The organism is Pseudomonas sp. R4-39-08 (assembly GCF_003852275.1).
GTDB lineage: Bacteria > Pseudomonadota > Gammaproteobacteria > Pseudomonadales > Pseudomonadaceae > Aquipseudomonas.
Window position 1 is genome coordinate 4,161,342 of sequence record NZ_CP027733.1, and the last position, 20,214, is coordinate 4,181,555.

16 protein-coding genes and 1 pseudogene are annotated in these 20,214 nt (G+C 61.7%); 10 read left to right on the forward strand and 7 right to left on the reverse strand.

Going from position 1 to position 20,214, the window contains the following annotated elements; all coding sequences use genetic code 11:
• Positions 1 to 196: 196 nt before the first annotated feature.
• From purM to C4J88_RS19195, 7 genes are all read left to right on the forward strand, one after another.
• The gene (purM, locus tag C4J88_RS19165; RefSeq protein WP_124363831.1) at positions 197 to 1,255 is read left to right on the forward strand and encodes a phosphoribosylformylglycinamidine cyclo-ligase; all 1,059 of its coding nucleotides are present in this window, start codon (positions 197 to 199) and stop codon (positions 1,253 to 1,255) included.
• Positions 1,255 to 1,905: a phosphoribosylglycinamide formyltransferase gene (gene purN, locus C4J88_RS19170; RefSeq protein WP_124407849.1), complete on the forward strand. Its 651-nt coding sequence runs from the start codon at positions 1,255 to 1,257 to the stop codon at positions 1,903 to 1,905. Before purM ends, purN begins: the two co-directional genes overlap by 1 nt.
• A gap of 8 nt (positions 1,906 to 1,913) precedes the next feature.
• On the forward strand, positions 1,914 to 2,627 hold the full coding sequence (locus C4J88_RS19175) for a DUF3108 domain-containing protein (protein ID WP_124363833.1): 714 nt from the start codon (positions 1,914 to 1,916) through the stop codon (positions 2,625 to 2,627).
• A gap of 379 nt (positions 2,628 to 3,006) precedes the next feature.
• Positions 3,007 to 3,195 carry a hypothetical protein gene (locus tag C4J88_RS19180; RefSeq protein ID WP_124367883.1) on the forward strand — a complete coding sequence of 63 codons (189 nt, stop codon included), beginning with the start codon at positions 3,007 to 3,009 and terminating at the stop codon, positions 3,193 to 3,195.
• 219 nt (positions 3,196 to 3,414) lie between these two features.
• Positions 3,415 to 5,340, forward strand: a complete 1,926-nt coding sequence (locus C4J88_RS19185) for an IucA/IucC family siderophore biosynthesis protein (RefSeq protein WP_124407850.1) — start codon at positions 3,415 to 3,417, stop codon at positions 5,338 to 5,340.
• Positions 5,330 to 6,556, forward strand: a complete 1,227-nt coding sequence (locus tag C4J88_RS19190; RefSeq protein ID WP_124407851.1) for an MFS transporter — start codon at positions 5,330 to 5,332, stop codon at positions 6,554 to 6,556. The genes C4J88_RS19185 and C4J88_RS19190 overlap by 11 nt, the downstream gene beginning before the upstream one ends.
• Complete coding sequence (locus tag C4J88_RS19195) at positions 6,553 to 8,667, forward strand: TonB-dependent receptor (RefSeq protein WP_124407852.1); 2,115 nt, start codon at positions 6,553 to 6,555, stop codon at positions 8,665 to 8,667. Before C4J88_RS19190 ends, C4J88_RS19195 begins: the two co-directional genes overlap by 4 nt.
• Positions 8,668 to 8,733: 66 nt before the next feature.
• Here C4J88_RS19195 and C4J88_RS19200 read toward each other — a convergent pair whose 3' ends face one another.
• The 7 genes and pseudogenes from C4J88_RS19200 to C4J88_RS19230 form a co-directional block, all read right to left on the reverse strand.
• A complete protein-coding gene (locus tag C4J88_RS19200) occupies positions 8,734 to 9,279 on the reverse strand; it encodes a DUF2058 domain-containing protein (RefSeq protein WP_124407853.1) in 546 nt (181 codons plus the stop codon).
• Positions 9,280 to 9,304: 25 nt separating this feature from the next.
• Positions 9,305 to 10,138: a nucleoside triphosphate pyrophosphohydrolase gene (gene mazG / locus C4J88_RS19205; protein WP_124369006.1), complete on the reverse strand. Its 834-nt coding sequence runs from the start codon at positions 10,136 to 10,138 to the stop codon at positions 9,305 to 9,307.
• Positions 10,139 to 10,278: 140 nt separating this feature from the next.
• Positions 10,279 to 12,522, reverse strand: a complete 2,244-nt coding sequence (gene relA, locus C4J88_RS19210; RefSeq protein ID WP_124363838.1) for a GTP diphosphokinase — start codon at positions 12,520 to 12,522, stop codon at positions 10,279 to 10,281.
• Between the two features lie 119 nt (positions 12,523 to 12,641).
• Positions 12,642 to 13,993: pseudogene (rlmD, locus tag C4J88_RS19215) on the reverse strand (23S rRNA (uracil(1939)-C(5))-methyltransferase RlmD).
• The gene (gene cysM, locus C4J88_RS19220; RefSeq protein ID WP_124363840.1) at positions 13,993 to 14,895 is read right to left on the reverse strand and encodes a cysteine synthase CysM; all 903 of its coding nucleotides are present in this window, start codon (positions 14,893 to 14,895) and stop codon (positions 13,993 to 13,995) included. Before cysM ends, rlmD begins: the two are co-directional and overlap by 1 nt.
• Before the next feature lie 686 nt (positions 14,896 to 15,581).
• Complete coding sequence (locus tag C4J88_RS19225; RefSeq protein ID WP_124407854.1) at positions 15,582 to 16,181, reverse strand: tRNA-uridine aminocarboxypropyltransferase; 600 nt, start codon at positions 16,179 to 16,181, stop codon at positions 15,582 to 15,584.
• Positions 16,182 to 16,186: 5 nt separating this feature from the next.
• The gene (locus tag C4J88_RS19230; RefSeq protein ID WP_124367890.1) at positions 16,187 to 17,080 is read right to left on the reverse strand and encodes a LysR family transcriptional regulator; all 894 of its coding nucleotides are present in this window, start codon (positions 17,078 to 17,080) and stop codon (positions 16,187 to 16,189) included.
• Positions 17,081 to 17,232: 152 nt separating this feature from the next.
• Between C4J88_RS19230 and speB the strand changes: the two genes are divergently transcribed.
• Genes speB through C4J88_RS19245 form a run of 3 tightly spaced genes read left to right on the forward strand, consistent with a single transcriptional unit; the run spans position 17,233 to position 20,198 of the window.
• Positions 17,233 to 18,183: an agmatinase gene (gene speB, locus C4J88_RS19235; RefSeq protein ID WP_065909690.1), complete on the forward strand. Its 951-nt coding sequence runs from the start codon at positions 17,233 to 17,235 to the stop codon at positions 18,181 to 18,183.
• Entirely contained in the window at positions 18,183 to 18,605 is a 423-nt protein-coding gene (locus C4J88_RS19240) for a nuclear transport factor 2 family protein (RefSeq protein WP_124407855.1), read from the forward strand. The genes speB and C4J88_RS19240 overlap by 1 nt, the downstream gene beginning before the upstream one ends.
• Before the next feature lie 21 nt (positions 18,606 to 18,626).
• Complete coding sequence (locus tag C4J88_RS19245; RefSeq protein WP_124367892.1) at positions 18,627 to 20,198, forward strand: cytosine permease; 1,572 nt, start codon at positions 18,627 to 18,629, stop codon at positions 20,196 to 20,198.
• Positions 20,199 to 20,214: the final 16 nt, after the last annotated feature.

Below are 20,214 nucleotides of genomic sequence, written 5' to 3' on the forward strand. Positions count from 1 at the left end.
CCTTAATACGGTGCATTACCGGGCCGATTCGGTTTTTTTTTAGACTCATATGCCCTGCCCGTCGGCCCGAGGATGGCCGCTGCCCCTCAAGCCTGATAAAATCGCGCGCCTTCGCAGACCGTCAACGGCTGGGCCTTCGCCAAAAGTGCCTGCCCGCTCGGTCGTTACCCAGAAATCCCCCCTAAAGGCCTGGATCATGAGCAAGCAACCCTCCCTGAGCTACAAGGACGCCGGTGTAGACATCGACGCCGGTGAAGCATTGGTCGAACGCATCAAGAGCGTCGCCAAGCGCACTGCGCGCCCCGAAGTCATGGGTGGCCTGGGCGGTTTTGGCGCCCTCTGCGAAATCCCGGCCGGCTACAAGCAGCCTGTACTGGTTTCCGGCACCGACGGCGTAGGCACCAAGCTGCGCCTGGCACTGAACCTGAACAAGCACGACAGCATCGGCATCGACCTGGTTGCCATGTGCGTCAACGACCTGGTGGTGTGCGGCGCCGAGCCGTTGTTCTTCCTCGACTACTACGCCACCGGCAAACTCAATGTCGAGACCGCGACCCAAGTGGTCACCGGTATCGGCGCCGGCTGCGAACTGTCGGGTTGCTCCCTGGTCGGTGGCGAAACCGCTGAAATGCCAGGCATGTACGAAGGCGAAGACTACGACCTGGCCGGTTTCTGCGTCGGCGTGGTGGAAAAATCCGAAATCATCGACGGTTCCAAAGTGGCTGCCGGCGACGCCTTGCTCGCCCTGCCATCGTCCGGCCCGCACTCCAACGGCTACTCGCTGATCCGCAAGATCATCGAAGTGTCCGGCGCCGATATCGAGAACATCCAGCTCGACGGCAAGCCACTGACCGACCTGCTGATGGCCCCGACGCGCATCTACGTCAAGCCGCTGCTCAAGCTGATCAAGGACACCGGCGCCGTCAAGGCCATGGCCCACATCACCGGCGGCGGCCTGCTGGACAACATCCCGCGCGTGCTGCCAAAAGGCGCCCAGGCGATTGTCGACGTGGCCAGCTGGCAGCGCCCTGCGGTCTTCGACTGGCTGCAAGAGAAAGGCAACGTCAACGAAACCGAAATGCACCGTGTGCTGAACTGCGGCGTGGGCATGGTCATCTGCGTGGCGCAGGAGCACGTTGAAACCGCGCTGAACGTACTACGTGAAGCCGGCGAGCAGCCTTGGGTCATCGGCCAGATCGCCAGCGCTGCCGAAGGTGCGGCCCAGGTTGAACTGAAGAACCTTAAGGCGCATTGATGCCTGTCACCTGTGATGTCGTGGTGCTGCTTTCCGGCACCGGCAGTAATTTGCAGGCCCTGATCGACAGCACGCACACCGGCGACAGCCCGGTGCGCATCGCTGCGGTGATTTCCAACCGCAGCGATGCCTACGGCCTGCAACGCGCCAGGGACGCGGGTATCGAGACCCGCTCGCTGGATCACAAGGCGTTCGACGGTCGCGAGGCCTTCGACCGCGCCTTGATCGAACTGATCGACGCCTTCAACCCCAAGCTCGTCGTACTTGCCGGCTTCATGCGCATCCTCAGCGCTGATTTCGTGCGGCATTACGAAGGGCGCCTGCTCAACATCCACCCTTCCCTGCTGCCCAAGTACAAAGGCCTGCACACCCATCAACGCGCCCTCGACGCCGGCGACCGCGAGCATGGCTGCAGCGTGCACTTTGTCACCGAGGAACTCGATGGCGGGCCTCTGGTCGTACAGGCAGTGGTTCCGGTAGAGTCGGATGACTCGGCGCAGACGCTTGCGCAACGGGTTCATACCCAGGAACACAGGATTTACCCGTTGGCTGTTCGCTGGTTTGCCGAGGGTCGGTTGATTCTTGGTGAACGGGGTGCATTATTGGATGGTCAGTTACTCGCGGCCAGCGGCCACTTGATTCGAACCTAGGAGATTTTATGCGTCGCGCCCTGCTCTTCGCTTTTGCGCTGTTCGCTCTGCCTGCCGTGCAAGCGGCGGACCTTCACCCCTTCTCCGTCAGCTACACCGCCGACTGGAAACAGCTGCCCATGAGTGGTTCGGCTGAACGCAGCCTGACCAAGAACGGCGACGGCACCTGGACCTTGAACTTCAAGGCCTCGATGATGATTGCCAGCCTGACCGAAACCAGCGTGATCCTGTTCGACAAGGACACCCTGCAACCCAAGAGCTACAGCTTCGAGCGCGGCGGTTTGGGCAAGGCGAAGAAGATCAACCTGGATTTCGACCAGGCGACCAAGAAGATCACCGGCTTTGAAAACAAGGACCCGGTCAACGTCACCCTCGAAAGCGGCATGCTCGACAAGTCCACCTATCAACTCGCCCTTCAGCGCGATGTGGCTGCCGGCAAGAAAAGCATGAGCTACCGAGTGGCCGAAGGTACGGATGTGGATACCTATGACTTCCGCGTCATGGGCCCGGAAAAAGTCCAGACCAAGGTCGGTTCCATCGACGCGATCAAGGTTGAACGCGTGCGTGATCCATCCCAGAGCAAGCGCATCACGCAGATGTGGTTTGCCAAGGACCAGGGTGGCATTCTGGTTGCCTTGCGCCAGGTTGAAACGGATGGCAAGGAATACAACATCATGCTGCAGGATGGCACCGTTGACGGTAAGGCTGTCAAAGGGAGCTGATTGCCCTGATGAGTTAAAAAGAGCCTCGCTGAATGCGGGGCTTTTTTTTGCCTGCAGGTTCTGCTTTGAAGCCTCCACCGCTATCGGGAGCAAGCCCCCTCCCACACTCGGAATGCATTTCAAAATGTGGGAGGGGGCTTGCTCCCGATGGCATTGGCGGGGGCAACACAACCTCCAAAGCCCTGCCACAACATGAAACTTTTGTCATAAAACCCCCACCACTGCGACCCAATGCCACGGTTTACGCGGCCTGCAGGAATGTTGCGTTTCCTGCAATAAATTGTTGCGCGCAAAACCAGTTTACTTAGCAAGCTAACAAACCATATAACAAAGGCCTGCGACGACTTGCCGCAGATCAACCAGAGATTGGAGCAAGCAGATGACTGTAAAAGTAACTGAACGCGACGATGAACATATGTCCCATGAAGCGATAGGCCACGGGATTCACATCTGGGACGTACATCAACAAGATTTGCTGGTCGGCATGTTCCACAACGAGAGCGATGCCCACAATTATAAAAACGAACTTGAATCGCTTGAAATGAGACGCCAGGCAGAAGGCTCCTGAAACCCTGACATCGCGTAGGCGCCCCGGCCCACGCAGCCAGGCCGCCTACACACAGAAACCCCGCCTTTTTGAGCGGGGTTTTTCGTTTTATAAAGTGGCCGTTTTCCTCTGCATCCCTACGACGGTATAAAAACGTAACAACAAATAGACAATTGGTAATGATTCTCGATAGTATCGCTCCGCTTTTCACTCGGCCCCACGAAAACGGAGTTTGACCTCATGCATGGACACCTCACCACACCGGAACAATCGCTGCTTGGCCGCTGGGGTGAAGCGCTGGCCACTCGTCAATTCCAGGCCAGGCACATCACCCTTCAGACACTGGTCGCCACCTTGGCGCCCGCCTGCGAACGAAGTTTTCAACGCCTGATCCAGGCCCTGTTTCGTGAAGGCCTGCTCGATCCCAACACCCTCAGTTATGACGAACACGACCACTGCTGGCTGGTGCTGCCCGACCAGAGCCGCCTGCGCTTTGAGCACCTGCGCCCCGGCCGCATGGCCAGCTGGGATTTGCGAGGCAAGGTCAGCGTCCTGCGGGCTGGGCAGCCCGAACAGACCATCCAGTTCCCGTCGCAGTTGCTGACCTTACTGAACACCCGCCTCGAATCGCCTGCCGCCCCAGAGGTCCTGGACCGCCTCAACACAGAGATCGACGACAGCTTCATCAACGACACCCTGTGCCTGGCCTTCCACGCGCAATGGACGCTCGAGCTGCACACCTCGATGGACCCCGTGCATCAGCACAACCTGCTCAGCTACCTCAAGCACGATCCAGAGGCTGGCAACCCGACGTCAGTGCTTGAGCAATGGGGCACGCTTGGCCATCCCTGGCACCCCAACTACAAGACCAAGCTGGGTTTGGCGACAGACCAGGTGATCGAATTCTCGCCTGAGTTCGAAGCGCGTTTCCCGGTATTGCTGTGTGCGCTGCACCGCCAGTACGCCCATGTCGAAAGCCTGGCCGGCACGGCGGATTACTGGCAGTGGTGGCAGGGCCACTTCCCGCAAGCGGCTCGCCAATTGACGGCGCACCTGACCGCACAGGGCCTTGAGGCCAGCGATTATCTGCCGCTGCCTGCCCACCCTTGGCAAGCTCGCCAGGAGCTACCGCAGCTGTTCGCCAATGAAATCGGCGACCAGCTGTTGGTGCTCACCGATATCGTTGCATTCACGGCCCACCCGACCATGTCGTTCCGCACCGTTTTGCCTGAGGGCCGCAGCGATGCGCCCATGGTCAAGCTTCCGGTTTCGCTGCGCCTGACCAGCGTGCAGCGCACGGTGTCGCCACGCTCGGCGCGTATGGGGCCGCGGATCAGCCATCTACTGCAGACCATCCTGGCCCGTGAGCCCGGGCTGCAGAACATCCTCAGCATCGTCCCCGAGCGCCTGGGCGTGCATTTCAAGCCACAGCCGGTGAATGACGAGCACTCCCGCCACCTGGCGGTGCTTTATCGCGACAACCCGCAGAGCCTGCTCCAAACCGGGGAAATGGCCGTCCCGGTGGGCAGCCTGTTTGCCACCGACCAGCATGGGCAGCCGTTGCTGAGGCAATGGGTCCGCCTGAGCCAAGGCGCTGACGATGCGCAGGCCCTGTGTGCATTTTTTAAAGACTACGCATCCATTGCCGTGCCGGCCCTGCTGGGCATGTACCTGCGCTATGGCGTGGCGTTCGAGGCTCATCAGCAGAATTCCTTTATGGTCATGGGTGCGGACGGGCAAGTCAGCCGCCTGCTGTTGCGCGATTTCGGCGATATCCGGATCGACCGCAAAACCTTGCACGCCCAAGGTCTGGATATCGAATTGCATGATCCGCAAATGACCTTGTACGACGATGCCGGTTTCGTGCGCGACAAGTTGCTGCACACAGTGTTCATGTGCCACTTGGGCGAGCTGGTATTGCTCGGCGCGCGCCACTTCGAGGTTTCCCAGGCGCTGTTGTGGGATGAACTGTCAGCGCAGGTCAGCCAGTGCTTCGATGATGTGCGCAGCGAGGTCGAACCTCAGCGCTGGCTGACCGAACGTGCCGCGCTGCTGGAACAGGACTGGCCGGCCAAGTCGTTCATGCGCATGCGACTGATGGAAAGCCATGCCGATATCGTCGGGCGCCTGCCCAACCCGCTGAGTAGCGCCGCCAATGTCGGCTAACAGCACGGCGCTGCGCTTGCTGGTGGTGATTCAGCTGGTGTCGATGGGCGCCATGGAAATGAGCGGCCCTTTCTGGCCATTGCAAATCCAGAAGCTGCTTGGCGCCGCGAACGCCCAGTACACCGGCCTGCTGTCTGCGCTGGTGTATGCCGGGCCGATGATGGCGGCGATGGTGCTTACGCCCATGTGGGGGCGCCTGGGTGATCGTACCGGGCACAAGCCGATGATCATCCGCGCGCTGCTGGCGCTGGCGATATGCCAGGCGCTGGCCGCCATCACCTACGATCCCTGGCTGCTGGTGGCGATCCGGGTAGCGCAGGGTGCGCTGGCCGGCTTTATTGCGGCCGCGCAGGCCTATGCGCTGGCCTACTGCGGCGATGGCGGTCGCGGGCATATCCTGGCGCGGCTGCAATCCGCCACCGCCTTGGGCTCCCTGGCCGGGCCGGTGTTGGGCGGCTGGCTGATGGACATATCCGGTTTCGCATTGCTGTGCTACAGCGCCACCGCAGTCTGCCTGTTGTGCGCAATAATCAGCGCCTTCTTACCCAACGACTCACCACGATCGAGACCCGCGCGCACCTCGACGCCCGCCGCACTCCCCAAAGGCTGGCTCGGCGCGATGCTGGGGATCATCGTCTTGATCCAAGCAGCCAAGATGATGCCGCAACCGTTCTACGCCTTATATGTTGCCGATGTTCTGCATGCGCCCGCGTGGCTGATCGGCGCCAGCTATGCCGCCAGCGCATTGACCCTGGCACTGTCCGCGCCGTTGTGGGGCCGCCTGTTTGACCGACATCAACCTGCACACACGCTGCGCATCATTGAGTGGGTCACCTGGGCCTGCGCCTTCACACTGGCCTTCACGGCATTGGCGAATGAATGGTTTGGCTTCCTCGCCAGCCGGCTGCTGTGGGGCGTGTGGCAAGGCGCGTTGTTGCCCGTGGCCTACACGCTGATCGCCAACACCGTTGCACCCAGCCAGCAGGGGTTCGCCCTGGGCCTGGGCAACAGCGCCGCCAAGGCCGGCGCGTTGTGCGGCGCGCTGCTGGGTGGCATCGGCATGGCCATGGTGGGCCTGGCGCACAGCTTCTGGCTGGTCGCGCTGACGTATGCCCTGGCTGCGCTGGGCATCCGCGCCATTCGTTCGCTCACCCGAACACCTGAGACGTCCGTTTTTTCTGTCACTACTTCTAATAACTCAAAGGCAAGGTCATGAACACATCACAATGGGCCGTTCTGCTGCCCCTGCTCGGGTCGATCAGTGCGCCCGTCTGGGCCGATCAAACTGAAGAAACGCCGGCGACCAGCCTGCAACTACAGCCGACGGTGGTCTCGGCCACGCGCAGTGAAACCAGCATTGCGGCGATCCCGGGCTCGGTGCAGGTCATCAATGAAGAACAGATCCGCCAGCAGACCTCGGCAGGACGCCGGGTTGCCGATATTCTCGGGCAACTGGTCCCCGGCATCGCGCCCTCCAGCGGCGGCATGAGCAACTTCGGCCAGACGCTTCGCGGGCGCAATACGCTGATCCTGATCGACGGGGTTTCCCAGAACGCCACGCGTGACAACTTCCGCCAGCTCAACAGCGTGGCACCGGAAAGCATCGAGCGCATCGAAGTGATTTCCGGCGCCAGCAGTGTCTACGGCGCCGGTGCGTCCGGCGGCATCATCAACATCATCACCAAGCGCAACAAAGGTGAAGACCTGGCCTTCAGCAGCAAGATCGGCATGACCGCCGGTGACAACCTCAGCCACAAAGGCTTTTCCTACCAGGCATTCCAGAGCGCGACAGGCCGCCAGGGCCCGCTGGACTGGTACCTGTCGGGCAACGCGGTGCAACGCAACGACCAGTTCGACGGTAACGGCAAGCGCATTCCCCAGGACACGTCCCAGGGCAGCAACATGGACACCGACACCTACGACCTGCAAGGTCGCTTCGGCTACGAGCTGGATGACGACAAAAAGATCAGCCTGTCACTGCAAGACTACAAAGACGAACAGGACACCCGCTATACCAAGAACCCACGCATTACCAGCGAGGCCGTCGCGGTGAAAGGCCTGGACCTGGACGACCAGCCGTCCACCCACAACCAGGCGGTCAACCTCAATTACGCCGACAAGGACTTCTACGGCCAAGGCTTGCAGGTCGAAAGTTACTGGCGCCGCGCCGATGCGCTGTTCTTCCCGGACTTGTCCCGGGGCCGAGCCGGGGTGTCGGACAACAACAGCGTGCAAGATGTGTACGGCCTGCGCGCCGCGATCGACACGCAAATGCCGGACATCGGCCCGGCGACCGGCAACCTGGTCTGGGGGGCCGACTATGATCATGAAACCTCGCGCCAACGCGGCGACCAGTACCGGGTCAACGGCCTGACGTACACCAAGACCGGTACCACCTTCGAGCTGGGCCCGGACATCCAGACCACCACCAAGGCGATCTTTGGCCAGTTGTCCTATGATATCGGTGACTGGACGTTGCGCGGTGGCGTGCGCCGCGAATGGATCGAGAGCAAGGTCGACGACAGCATCGCCTATGGCGAAATCGTTCAGACCGGCAACCGCGCGACACTGCCGGGCGGCACCCTCAAGTATGACGACACCCTCTACAATCTCGGCGCGGTGTACCACCTGAGTGAAAACCAGGATGTGTTCGCCAACTTCAGCCAGGGCTTTTCACTGCCGGATATCCAGCGCTTCCTGCGTGACGTCAACAGCACGTACAACATTCAAGACCTCAATGCCCAGGCGTTGAAGGTCAACAGCTATGAACTGGGCTGGCGTGGCAACTGGGACAAGTGGCTGGCCAATGTCACGGCGTATGAAAACACCTCGGATGTGACGCAGTTCTATGATGCCAATGACCGTGTGCTACGCCTGATCAACCAGAAAGAACGCGTGCGCGGTATCGAAACCAGCCTGACGTATAACGTCACCGACCAGTGGTCGGTCGGCGGCACGTACGCCTATTCCAAAGGCGAGACCCAGCAGAACGGCAAATGGATCGACCTGCCTGCCACCCGTATCTCCCCGGCCAAGACCACCGCGTTCGTCGGCTATGACCGTGGCGACTACAGCCTGCGCCTGCAGGGCATGCGCCTGGCCAACTATGACGCCGCGTTCAAGGACAACAACGGGCGCGATATCCAGGGCTACACGCTGGTAGACCTGCTGGGCTCGGTAAGGCTGCCGGTGGGTCGCCTCGAAGGTGCGGTGTACAACCTCACCAACCGCAACTACCAGAACATGTTCGCCCAGGCCAACGCCCGTGCGCCGTACCCGAATGCCGAAGGCCGTACCTTCAGCCTGAGCTACGCGGTGGATTGGTAACAGGCTGGCGCGGCACGGTAAAAACACAAACCCCGCCTTTTGGCGGGGTTTGTTGTTTTCAGCGATTTACCACATCAGGTCATCCGGGATCTGGTAGGCGGCGTACGGATCATCCTCATCCGGCACCTGGGTTTCCGTCAGGATATTGAGCTGCACGATACGCTCCGGCGCGCGTTCCTGGATCTTCAGCGCGGCTTCGCGCGGGATCACCTCATAGCCGCCGCCGTGATGCACGATGGCCAGGGAGCCGTTGCTCAACTTGTTACGCATCAGCGTGTTGACCGACAGGCGCTTGACCTTCTTGTCATCCACGAAGTTGTAGTAGTCCTCGGTGGTCAACTTGGGCAGGCGCGAGGTTTCGATCAGTTGCTTGACCTGGGCCGTGCGGGCCTTGGCCTCGGCTTTTTCCTGCTGCTGACGGTTCAGCTCCTGGTCGCGCTTGACCTTCTCGGCGTGCGCCTCGGCCGCCAGGCGCGCCTGGGTGTCATCGACCTCGGCCTGGCCCTTGTGGACCAGCCGCTGCTGTTTCTGCTTCTCTTTGCCGACCTGCTTGGCCTGCTTTTGGTTGACCAGACCTGCTTTGAGCAACTGGTCGCGAAGGGAAAGGCTCATGGTGCGTACTCACTTAGGCAACTGCTCAACCGCAGCTGGAAACATTCTTTTCCTGGCGTTTGGCTTCGCCCCACAGGGCGTCCAACGTTTCGAGGGTGCAATCTTCTATGGGTTGATGCGTCTCGCGCAATGCCTGTTCGATAAATCGGAACCGTCGCTCGAACTTGGCATTGGCGCCACGCAACGCGGTTTCCGGGTCGACCTTGAGGTGACGGGCCAGATTGACCGCGGCAAACAGCAGGTCACCGACTTCATCGGCAATGGCTTCCGAATCGTTATCGGCCATGGCTTCGAGCACTTCATCCAGCTCTTCGCGCACGTTATCCACCACCGGCAACGCCGACGGCCAGTCGAAACCCACCTGGCTGGCGCGCTTTTGCAACTTGGCGGCACGGGACAGTGATGGCAAGGCAGTGGGCACATCATCGAGCAGGGACAATTGCTCGGGTGCGTCGGATTTTTCCGCGCGCTCCTCGGCCTTGATCTGCTCCCAGCGCTGCTTGACCTGCTCTTCGCTCAGCTGAGGAATATCCAGCGGTGCATACAGGTCGCCGGTCGGGAACACGTGGGGATGACGGCGGATCAGCTTGCGGGTGATGCTGTCGATCACCCCGGCAAATTCGAAGCGCCCTTCTTCCCGCGCCAGCTGGCTGTAATACACCACCTGGAACAACAGGTCGCCCAACTCGCCTTGCAGATGATCGAAGTCGCCACGCTCGATGGCGTCGGCCACTTCGTAGGCCTCTTCCAGGGTATGCGGCACGATAGTGGCGTAGGTTTGCTTGATGTCCCATGGGCAGCCGTATTGCGGGTCGCGCAGGCGGCTCATGAGGTGCAGCAGGTCTTCAAGTGAATACATCAGTCTCTTTCCGCTGAAGATCAAATGTGGGAGGGGGCTTGCTCCCGATAGCGGTGGGTCAATCAATATAAGTGCCAACTGACCCTCCCTCATCGGGGGCAAGCCCCCTCCCACATTTTAAACCGCGTTCATCCAGCTGTTCATGGAGTGCGATTACGCCGCGTCTCAATGATGTTCGGCAACTGCGATATCCGCCCCAGCAACCGCCCCAGCGCGTCCAGCCCCGGAATCTCGATGGTCAGGGACATCAACGCGGTGTTGTCCTCTTTATTCGAGCGGGTGTTGACCGCCAGCACGTTGATCCGCTCATTGAGCAGCACCTGCGAGACGTCGCGCAGCAGACCGGAGCGGTCGTAGGCACGGATGATGATGTCCACGGGGTACGTGAGCACTGGCACCGGGCCCCAGCTGACCTGGATGATCCGCTCCGGTTCGCGCCCGCCCAACTGCAGCACCGAGGCGCAGTCCTGGCGGTGAATGCTCACCCCGCGTCCTTGGGTGATGTAGCCGACGATGGCATCGCCCGGCAACGGCTGGCAGCAGCCGGCCATTTGCGTCATCAGGTTGCCCACGCCCTGGATCTGGATATCGCCACGTTTGCCGGGCTTGTAGCCGGTGGCCTTGCGGGGGATCAGTTCCAGCTGTTCGTTGCCGCGCTCCGGCTCCACCAGTTGCTGGGCCAGGTTGACCAGCTGGGCCAGGCGTAAATCGCCGGCACCGAGGGCGGCGAACATGTCTTCGGCGATCTTCATGTTGGCCTTTTCGGCCAGCTTGTCGAAGTCCACCTGGGGCAGGCCCAGGCGCGCCAGTTCGCGTTCGAGCAAGGTCTTGCCGGCAGCGACGTTCTGGTCGCGGGCCTGCAGTTTGAACCAGTGCACGATCTTCGCCCGCGCCCGCGAGGTGGTGATGTAACCCAGGTTCGGGTTCAGCCAGTCGCGGCTCGGCGTGCCGTGCTTGCTGGTGATGATCTCGACCTGCTCACCGGTTTGCAGGCTGTAGTTGAGCGGCACGATGCGCCCGTTGATCTTGGCGCCCCGGCAGTTGTGGCCGATTTCGGTGTGCACGCGGTAAGCGAAGTCCAGGGGCGTGGCGCCCTTGGGCAAATCGATGGCGTGGCCGTCGGGGGTGAAGATGTAGACCCGGTCCGGTTCGATATCCACGCGCAACTGTTCGGCCAGACCGCCGATGTCGCCAAGTTCTTCGTGCCATTCCAGTACCTGGCGCAACCAGGAGATTTTCTCTTCGTACTGGTTGGAACCGGCCTTGACGTCGGTGCCCTTGTAACGCCAGTGCGCGCAAACGCCCAACTCCGCCTCTTCGTGCATGGCGTGGGTGCGGATCTGCACTTCCAACACCTTGCCTTCAGGGCCGATCACCGCCGTGTGCAGCGAGCGGTAGCCGTTTTCCTTGGGGTTGGCGATGTAGTCGTCGAACTCTTTGGGAATATGCCGCCACAGGGTATGCACGATACCCAGCGCGGTGTAGCAATCGCGCATTTCCGGCACCAGCACACGCACGGCGCGTACGTCGTAGATCTGGCTGAACGCCAGGCCCTTGCGCTGCATTTTGCGCCAGATCGAATAGATGTGCTTGGCGCGGCCGCTGATGTCGGCATCGACGCCGGTGGCCTGCAACTCGGCGCGCAACTGGCCCATCACGTCGCTGATAAAGCGCTCGCGGTCGAGCCGCCGCTCGTGCAGCAGCGTGGCGATCTGTTTGTATTGATCGGGTTCGAGGTAGCGGAAGGACAGGTCCTCCAGCTCCCATTTGATATGACCGATACCCAGGCGGTGCGCCAGCGGCGCGTAGATGTCGAAGACCTCGCGGGCGACGCGGTTGCGCTTCTCGTCATCGGCGGTTTTCACCGCACGGATAGCGCAGGTACGTTCGGCCAGCTTGATCAGTGCGACGCGCACGTCGTCGACCATCGCTACCAGCATTTTGCGCAGGTTTTCCACCTGGCCCTGGGTGCCCAGCACCATCGATTGGCGCGGGCTGAGGCTGGCACTGATGGCCGCCATGCGCAGCACGCCGTCGATCAGCTTGGCCACCACGGCGCCGAAACGCTGGCCGACGGTCGGCAACGGGATATGCCCTTCACGCACACCGCGATAGAGCACGGCGGCGATCAGCGAATCCTGGTCCAGCTTGAGATCGGCAAGGATCTCGGCGATTTCCAACCCGGTACGAAAGCTCGACGTGCCTTCCGCCCACAGGTTCTTGGCCGCATTGTCCTGTTGTTCAGACTCACGAGCGAACTCGCAGGCTGCTTTCAAGGCTTCACGGTCCAGTGCCGGGTCGACACTGACGGCATGATCCAGCCATGCCTCGAGATTGATACTGCCGTCGGTGTTGATCGGCTGGTGTGCTCTCACCTGTACCATCTTGCTTACCTTCCCTACGACGCACCTTGGATGCGCCAAAAATCATCGCCGACCTTGCTGCAGACTCCCTGGCATTCACGGCCCTGGAGACTGCAGGCCAGTCGGATTAAACGGGCATCCTAGCCCGCTTCAAATAACGCCATGGCCTCGACATGCGCTGTCTGCGGAAACATGTCGAGGATCCCGGCACGCTTTAGCCGGTAACCTTGCTTGACCAACTCAACCGTGTCCCGCGCCAGCGTAGCGGGATTGCAGGACACATACACCAGGCGCCTGGCTCCCAGGGCGGCCAGTTTGCGCACAACCTCCTGGGCACCATCGCGGGGTGGGTCCAAGAGTACCGCAGAAAAGCCCTGTTTGGCCCATTCCGCGTCGGTCAGGGGCTGGGACAAATCGGCCTGAAAAACTGCACATTATGCAAATTATTGCTGATGGCATTCTCTGCAGCGCGCTCCACCATAGCCTGAACGCCTTCCACCGCAACGACTTCGCGGACCTGCCTGGCCAGTGGCAGGGCAAAATTGCCCAGCCCGCAAAACAGGTCCAGCACCCGCTCATCGGGTTGCGGCGCCAACCATTGCAGGGCCTGGGCGACCATCGCCTCGTTGACCCCGGCGTTGACCTGCACAAAATCTCCCGGCCGGTAAGCCAGCTCCAAATCCCACGCCTCAAGGCGGAAACCGAGCGCCCTGCCCGGCTCGACCGGTTGCGGCGGCCCCTCGCCCTGCAGCCACAACTGGGCGTCATGGAAGCTGCAAAATTCCTGCAGTACCTGCATGTCCGCGTCAGACAGCGGTGCCATATGTCGAAGCAACACGGCGATGGACGAGCCGCTGAACAGCTCCACATGCCCCAACGCCTGAGGTTTGCTCAAGCGGCGCAGCATGTTCGGCAGACGCTGCATGATCGGTTGCAAGGCCTGTACCAGTACCGGGCAATCATCGATGGCGACGATGTCCTGGCTGGCCACCGCGCGGAAACCCACCTCGAGTTGTTTCGCCTTGGCATCCCAGCGCACGGCCACGCGGGCACGACGGCGGTAGCCGAATTCCGGCCCGCTCAGGGGCGCGGCCCACTCTTGTGGTTCGACACCGGCCACGCGCGACAATTGCTCGGCGAGCATGCGCTGTTTCAGCGCAAGTTGTTCGTCGTGAGGCAAATGCTGCACGCTGCAGCCGCCACAGCGGCCAACGTGGGCGCAGGGAGCCGGGCGGCGCAGTTCGCTGGCCTTGAACACACGTTCGGTGCGCGCCTCGACCACCTTGCCGTGGGCGCCGAGCACCCGCGCTTCCACCTCTTCGCCGGCCAGCGCACCGTTGACGAACCAGGTGCGGCCTTCGAAGAACACGATGCCGCGACCGTCGTTGGCCAGGCGCTCGATAGTCAGGCGCTGCTTCTTGCCCACGGGGATTTGCGGGGCCCGGCTGCCGCCCGTCGGTTGGAAGCGCAGGCCTCTCTCGTGCTTGGCCATCAGTTGGGTTCGTCGAAGATGCCGGTCGACAGGTAACGGTCGCCTCGGTCACAGATGATCGCGACGATCACCGCGTTTTCGACTTCCCTGGACAAGCGCAACATACCGGCCACGGCGCCGCCGGACGACACGCCGCAGAAGATGCCTTCTTCACGCGCCAGGCGCCGGGTGGTGTCCTCGGCTTCGCGCTGGGCCATGTCGATGATGCGGTCCACGCGCGTGGCGTTGTAGATCTTCGGCAAGTACTCTTCGGGCCAGCGCCGGATACCGGGGATGGCCGCGCCTTCCATCGGCTGCAGGCCGACGATCTGAATCGCCGGGTTCTGCTCCTTGAGGTAGCGCGAGTTGCCCATGATGGTGCCGGTGGTGCCCATGGAGCTGACGAAATGGGTGATGGTGCCCTGGGTCTGACGCCAGATTTCCGGGCCGGTGCTGGTGTAATGCGCTTCGGGGTTATCCCCGTTGGCGAACTGGTCCAGCACAACGCCACGGCCTTCGGCGGCCATGCGTTCGGCGAGGTCGCGGGCGCCTTCCATGCCTTCTTCCTGGGTGACCAGCACCAGTTCGGCACCATAGGCGGTCATCGCCGCCTTGCGCTCGGCGCTGCCGTTGTCGGGCATGATCAGCACCATCTTGTAACCCTTGATCGCGGCGGCCATGGCCAGGGCGATCCCGGTATTACCCGAAGTGGCTTCGATCAGCGTGTCGCCCGGCTTGATCTGCCCGCGCAGTTCGGCGCGGGTAATCATCGACAACGCCGGGCGGTCCTTGACGGAACCGGCGGGGTTGTTGCCTTCAAGCTTGAGCAACAAGGTATTGCTGGTTTCACCCGCCATGCGTTGCAAGCGGACCAGGGGAGTATTGCCGACGCAATCGGCGATTGTAGGGTACTGCAAGGTCATGGCGTATTCGCAATCCAGACTGCGGGGCGCACATCATACCGGGAAAGGTCGGCGCGCCATATCACGCAAAGTGCGGTGCTTATGGCTTATAGGAATAAGGCAGAGGTGTAGTGCCTATGAGGGCGCCATCGGGGGCAAGCCCCCTCCCACAGTTGATCGCGTTCCAACATGAGAATGCGGTCGAATGTGGGAGGGGGCTTGCTCCCGATGGCGGCCTGACAGCCGACCAGGATGCTGGATCAGGGCGAGTACATATCCGTTGCTGCGGTAACGGCTGCTATGGGTTCCGCCCTTACGGCGTCTCACTTTTGAAAAGCGCAAAAGTAAGCAAAACGCTCTTGCCCCACCACTCGGCACCTCGCTTAGGCTCGGTGTGCCCGTAATCCGACAGTGATTTGGGGGGCCGCCGCCACGCGCCATCCATGGCGCGGGGCGGCTAAACCGGCATCCCTGCCGGTTTACCCCCCAAATCACTGTCGAATTCCGGCCAGCGTGGTTTAACGGGGCGCTTAAGATCAAGAGCAAGAGCAAGAGCAAGAGCAAGAGCAAGAGCAAGAGCAAGAGCAAGAGCAAGAGCAAGAGCAAGAGCAAGAGCGGCTCGCTTCGCATCGTGGCTACCGTAGGCTGCTACAAAATTGTGTAGATACCTATGCCCCGATGGCCGCACCTCGATAACCGGCCGGGCTCTAATCCCCACCGCCATGATTTCTTTGAAAAACCTCTTCCCCCATCGCCGCAATCTGCCCCTCGATCAATGCTTCAAAGGGTTTCAACAGCGGCTCAAACGATGTCGGCGCTTCCAGTACCTGCAACGCTTGCACGACCGCTTCGACCGTCGACAAGGCTCCAGGCCCCGGCGCCTTGCGCAAGCGATACCGGGAGACGCCGCCGTTGGCCAGCGTCACCCGAGGCAACGCTGCCAGCAAAGGGTTGAGGTGCAGCAACTTGCGCGCCTTGCGCCAGGTGCCGTCGGGCACCACCAGCAGCAGCGGCTGATCACCAGGCGTATAGGCTTGCAATGGCTGCGCATCATCGGCCGGGAACAGCAGGCGCGCCTGATAACCGGGCGGGCTCAACAACGTCTCCAGATCATCGAACACCTCCCCCACCACCAACTGCGCATTGCTGAGCCCCAACGCCGCCAATCGCGCAGTATTGAGCGCATGGTTGACCTCGCTCGGATGCTGCAACAGCAGCACGCGGGTGCGACTGTCGAGGCTGGGGATCAGCGAGCACAAACAGTGGCTGATTGGCCTGAGGCAACGGGTGCACTGGGGTCTGGACATGTTTTTCAGGCCTGGTTGAGCTGGGCTTTGAGTAAATCGCGGAAGGTCTGGATCAGCGGCTCGCGGCTGCGCCCCCGACGCATGATCATCGAAAACGGCGCCTGGTAGCCAAAGGTGGCCGGCAGCAGCACGCGCAGGTCGCCCTTGTCGGCCCAGGCTTGCGCGTAGTGCTCGGGTAAATAGCCGATGTAGGCGCCAGACAGCACCAGGATCAGTTGCGCCTCCATGCTTTCCACCGTCGCGGCGCTGTGCTTGAAGCCATGGCGCGCCAGTTCGGCCTGGCTCCAGTAGCCGCGCCCGACCATGCGCTGCTGGGTGATGACCTGCTCGGGGATGCGCCGCTCGTTGAACAACGGGTGCCGGGTGCTGCAATACAGCCAGTGCTGCTCGCGGTACAACGGCATATAGATCAGCCCGCTCATGCGGTTGGAGAATGCGCCGATGGCCAGGTCCAGGCGATTGTCCTGCACCCCCAGTTGCAGTTCATAAGGGCTCAACACCGACAGATGCAAATGTACCGCCGGATGTTCGAGGCTGTAGGCGCCAATCACCTCGGCGAACGGCAGGGCTTTATCGCTGACGGTGGAGTCGAGCACACCGAGCTTGAGGGTGCCGCGCAACTCGCCCTTCAACGCGGCGGCATATTGCTCGAAGCCTTCCAGCTCGGCCAATAAACGCAAGGTTTCCTGATGAAACAGCTCGCCCTTGCTGGTCAGGCTGAAGCCGCCCCGCCCGCGGTGGCACAGCACCAGGCCCAGCGCCGCTTCCAGCTGGCTCATGTAGGTGCTGATGGCTGACGTCGACAGGTTGAGTTCGTGCTGGGCATTGGCGAACCCCTGGTGGCGCACGACGCTGACGAAGATGCGCAGGAGTTTCAGGTCGGGCAAGGCGTTGGCCATGGGTTCTCCGGATTCAGCTCAAGCAGCGCAGTCTACCCCAGGCTTTAGTTTAGAAAAATCTAAACTAAGTATTTGCCCGTGGCGATTCTTTCGTTTCCATGTATTTCGCAGAATCGGCCCCCAGATAACCACAACAACGATGAGGCAATCCCGTGGACAAGATTTTCCACCAACCACTGGGCGGCAACGAAATGCCGCGCTTCGCCGGCATCGCCACCATGATGCGCCTGCCCCACCTGCAAACGGCCAAGGGCCTGGACGCCGCGTTTGTCGGCGTGCCCCTGGACATCGGCACCTCGCTGCGCGCCGGCACCCGCTTCGGCCCGCGTGAAATCCGCGCCGAATCGGTGATGATCCGCCCGTACAACATGGCCACCGGTGCGGCGCCGTTCGATTCGCTGTCGGTTGCAGACATCGGCGATGTGGCGATCAACACCTTCAACCTGCTCGACGCGGTGCGCATCATCGAAGAGGCCTACGATGAAATCCTCGAACACGACGTCATCCCACTGACCCTGGGCGGCGACCACACCATCACCCTGCCGATCCTGCGGGCCATCCACAAGAAACACGGCAAGGTCGGGCTGGTGCACATCGACGCCCACGCCGACGTCAACGACCATATGTTCGGCGAAAAAATCGCCCACGGCACCACCTTCCGCCGCGCCGTGGAAGAGGGGTTGCTCGATTGCGACCGCGTGGTGCAGATCGGCCTGCGCGCCCAGGGCTACACCGCCGAAGACTTCAACTGGAGCCGCAAACAGGGCTTTCGCGTGGTTCAGGCGGAAGAATGCTGGCATCACTCCCTCGCGCCGTTGATGGCCGAAGTGCGCGAAAAAGTCGGCGGCGGGCCGGTGTACCTGAGCTTTGACATCGACGGCATCGACCCGGCCTGGGCGCCTGGCACCGGCACCCCGGAAATCGGCGGGCTGACCACCATTCAGGCGATCGAGATTATCCGTGGCTGCCAGGGCCTGGACTTGATTGGTTGTGATTTGGTGGAAGTTTCGCCGCCCTACGACACCACCGGCAATACCTCACTGCTCGGCGCCAACCTGCTGTACGAGATGCTCTGCGTACTGCCCGGCGTGGCACATCGCTGATGGACGCGCAAGCGGTGCTAAAGGCAGCGGCCGCGCTGGTCTCGGCCTTCGCTCGCAACGACCGCGCCGCTTACTTCGGCGCGTTCACGGCCGATGCGAGTTTTGTGTTCCATACCCTCCCCCAGCCACTGCTCAGCCGCGATGCCTACCAGGCGTTGTGGGACTGCTGGCGCCGGGACGAGGGGTTCGAGGTGCTGTCGTGCACCTCGAGTAACGCCGTTGTCAGCCTGCACGGTGACGTGGCGATTTTCATGCATGACGTGGCCACCGAGCTGCGCATGAACGGGGAGCATCACTTCAGCCAGGAACGCGAGACCATCGTCTTCACACGGCAAGGGTCGCGCACAGAACAACAACAAGGTCTGTGGCTGGCCTGTCACGAACATTTGTCCGCTATGCCGGAAGGGCTGCCGCCCCCTTAGCCAATGTGATCGGAGCTGATCATGAATAATAAAAACAACCAAAACAGTATTCGCACCATAGAAACCAACGGGGTCGAACAGATCCCCGACCACGAACGCACCGCCGCCCCTAGGGATCTGTTCCGGCTGATCTTCGGCGGTGCCAATACCTTTGCCACCGCCGTGCTGGGCGCGTTCCCGGTGCTGTTCGGCCTGTCGTTCCAGGCCGGGGTCTGGGCGATTGTGCTGGGCGTGCTGGTGGGCGCGGTGATCCTGGCGCCCATGGGCCTGTTCGGGCCGATCAACGGTACCAACAACGCCGTGTCTTCCGGCGCGCATTTCGGCGTGCATGGGCGGATTGTCGGCTCGTTTCTGTCGTTGCTGACGGCGATTGCCTTCTTCTCACTGTCGGTGTGGAGTTCAGGCGATGCGCTGGTGGGTGGTGCGAAACGTCTGATCGGCCTGCCGGAATCCGACCTGACCCTGGGCCTGGCCTACGGCGTCTTCGCCCTTCTGGTGCTGACGGTGTGCATCTACGGGTTTCGCTTCATGTTGTGGGTCAACCGGATTGCGGTGTGGGCCGCGAGCCTGTTGTTCCTGCTGGGGATCTTCGCCTTTGCGCCGGCCTTCGACAGCCAATTCGCCGGCAGCGTCGCCCTCGGCCAGAGCGGCTTCTGGGCGGCGTTTATCGGCGCCGCGCTGGTGGCGATGAGCAACCCGATTTCCTTCGGCGCGTTCCTCGGCGACTGGTCGCGCTACATCCCGCGCCACACCCCGAAGCGCCGGATCATGCTGGCGGTGGTCCTGGCTCAGGTTGCCACTTTGATTCCGTTCCTGTTCGGCCTGGCTACCGCGACCATCGTGGCGGTCAAGGCACCGGACTACATCGCCAGCAACAACTATGTGGGCGGCTTGCTCGCGGTGGCACCGAGCTGGTTCTTCCTGCCGGTGTGCCTGATTGCGGTGATCGGCGGCATGTCCACCGGCACCACCTCGCTGTATGGCACCGGGCTGGACATGTCCAGCGTGTTTCCACGCCTGCTGTCACGGGTCAAGGCCACGCTGCTGATCGGGGTAATGTCGATTGCCTTCATCTTTATCGGACGTTTCGCCGCCAACCTGGTGCAGAGCGTGTCGACCTTCGCCGTGCTGATCATCACCTGCACCACCCCATGGATGGTGATGATGATCATCGGCCTGATCGTACGCCGAGGCTTTTATTGCCCGGATGACCTGCAGGTGTTCACCCGTGGCGAAACCGGCGGCCGCTACTGGTTCAGCCATGGCTGGAACTGGCGCGGGCTGGGGGCCTGGATCCCGAGCGCGCTGGTGGGCCTGTGCTTCGTCAACCTGCCGGGGCAGTTCGTCGGGCCGCTGGGCAACCTGGCCGAGGGCATCGACATCAGCTTGCCGGTAACGCTGGGCCTGGCCTCGGTGGTGTACCTGAGCCTGCTGCGGCTGTTTCCGGAACCGGCTGCCGTCTATGGGCCGACGTTTGTGGCGAGGGAGCTTGCTCCCGCTGGACTGCGAAGCGGTCCTGAAAAAGCCGGCTCCAGCTTCGCTGTCGAACGGGAGCAAGCTCCCTCGCCACAGCAAGCGCCTTCTGCACAATAAAAAATAATCGGAGACC

What these genes read in the sequence shown, in the direction of transcription:
- purM (WP_124363831.1), top strand. Translation starts at nt 197, where the DNA reads ATGAGCAAGCAACCCTCCCTGAGCTACAAGGACGCCGGTGTAGACATC.
- purN (WP_124407849.1), top strand. Translation starts at nt 1,255, where the DNA reads ATGCCTGTCACCTGTGATGTCGTGGTGCTGCTTTCCGGCACCGGCAGT.
- C4J88_RS19175 (WP_124363833.1), top strand. Translation starts at nt 1,914, where the DNA reads ATGCGTCGCGCCCTGCTCTTCGCTTTTGCGCTGTTCGCTCTGCCTGCC.
- C4J88_RS19180 (WP_124367883.1), top strand. Translation starts at nt 3,007, where the DNA reads ATGACTGTAAAAGTAACTGAACGCGACGATGAACATATGTCCCATGAA.
- C4J88_RS19185 (WP_124407850.1), top strand. Translation starts at nt 3,415, where the DNA reads ATGCATGGACACCTCACCACACCGGAACAATCGCTGCTTGGCCGCTGG.
- C4J88_RS19190 (WP_124407851.1), top strand. Translation starts at nt 5,330, where the DNA reads ATGTCGGCTAACAGCACGGCGCTGCGCTTGCTGGTGGTGATTCAGCTG.
- C4J88_RS19195 (WP_124407852.1), top strand. Translation starts at nt 6,553, where the DNA reads ATGAACACATCACAATGGGCCGTTCTGCTGCCCCTGCTCGGGTCGATC.
- C4J88_RS19200 (WP_124407853.1), bottom strand. Translation starts at nt 9,279, where the DNA reads ATGAGCCTTTCCCTTCGCGACCAGTTGCTCAAAGCAGGTCTGGTCAAC.
- mazG (WP_124369006.1), bottom strand. Translation starts at nt 10,138, where the DNA reads ATGTATTCACTTGAAGACCTGCTGCACCTCATGAGCCGCCTGCGCGAC.
- relA (WP_124363838.1), bottom strand. Translation starts at nt 12,522, where the DNA reads ATGGTACAGGTGAGAGCACACCAGCCGATCAACACCGACGGCAGTATC.
- cysM (WP_124363840.1), bottom strand. Translation starts at nt 14,895, where the DNA reads ATGACCTTGCAGTACCCTACAATCGCCGATTGCGTCGGCAATACTCCC.
- C4J88_RS19225 (WP_124407854.1), bottom strand. Translation starts at nt 16,181, where the DNA reads ATGTCCAGACCCCAGTGCACCCGTTGCCTCAGGCCAATCAGCCACTGT.
- C4J88_RS19230 (WP_124367890.1), bottom strand. Translation starts at nt 17,080, where the DNA reads ATGGCCAACGCCTTGCCCGACCTGAAACTCCTGCGCATCTTCGTCAGC.
- C4J88_RS19240 (WP_124407855.1), top strand. Translation starts at nt 18,183, where the DNA reads ATGGACGCGCAAGCGGTGCTAAAGGCAGCGGCCGCGCTGGTCTCGGCC.
- C4J88_RS19245 (WP_124367892.1), top strand. Translation starts at nt 18,627, where the DNA reads ATGAATAATAAAAACAACCAAAACAGTATTCGCACCATAGAAACCAAC.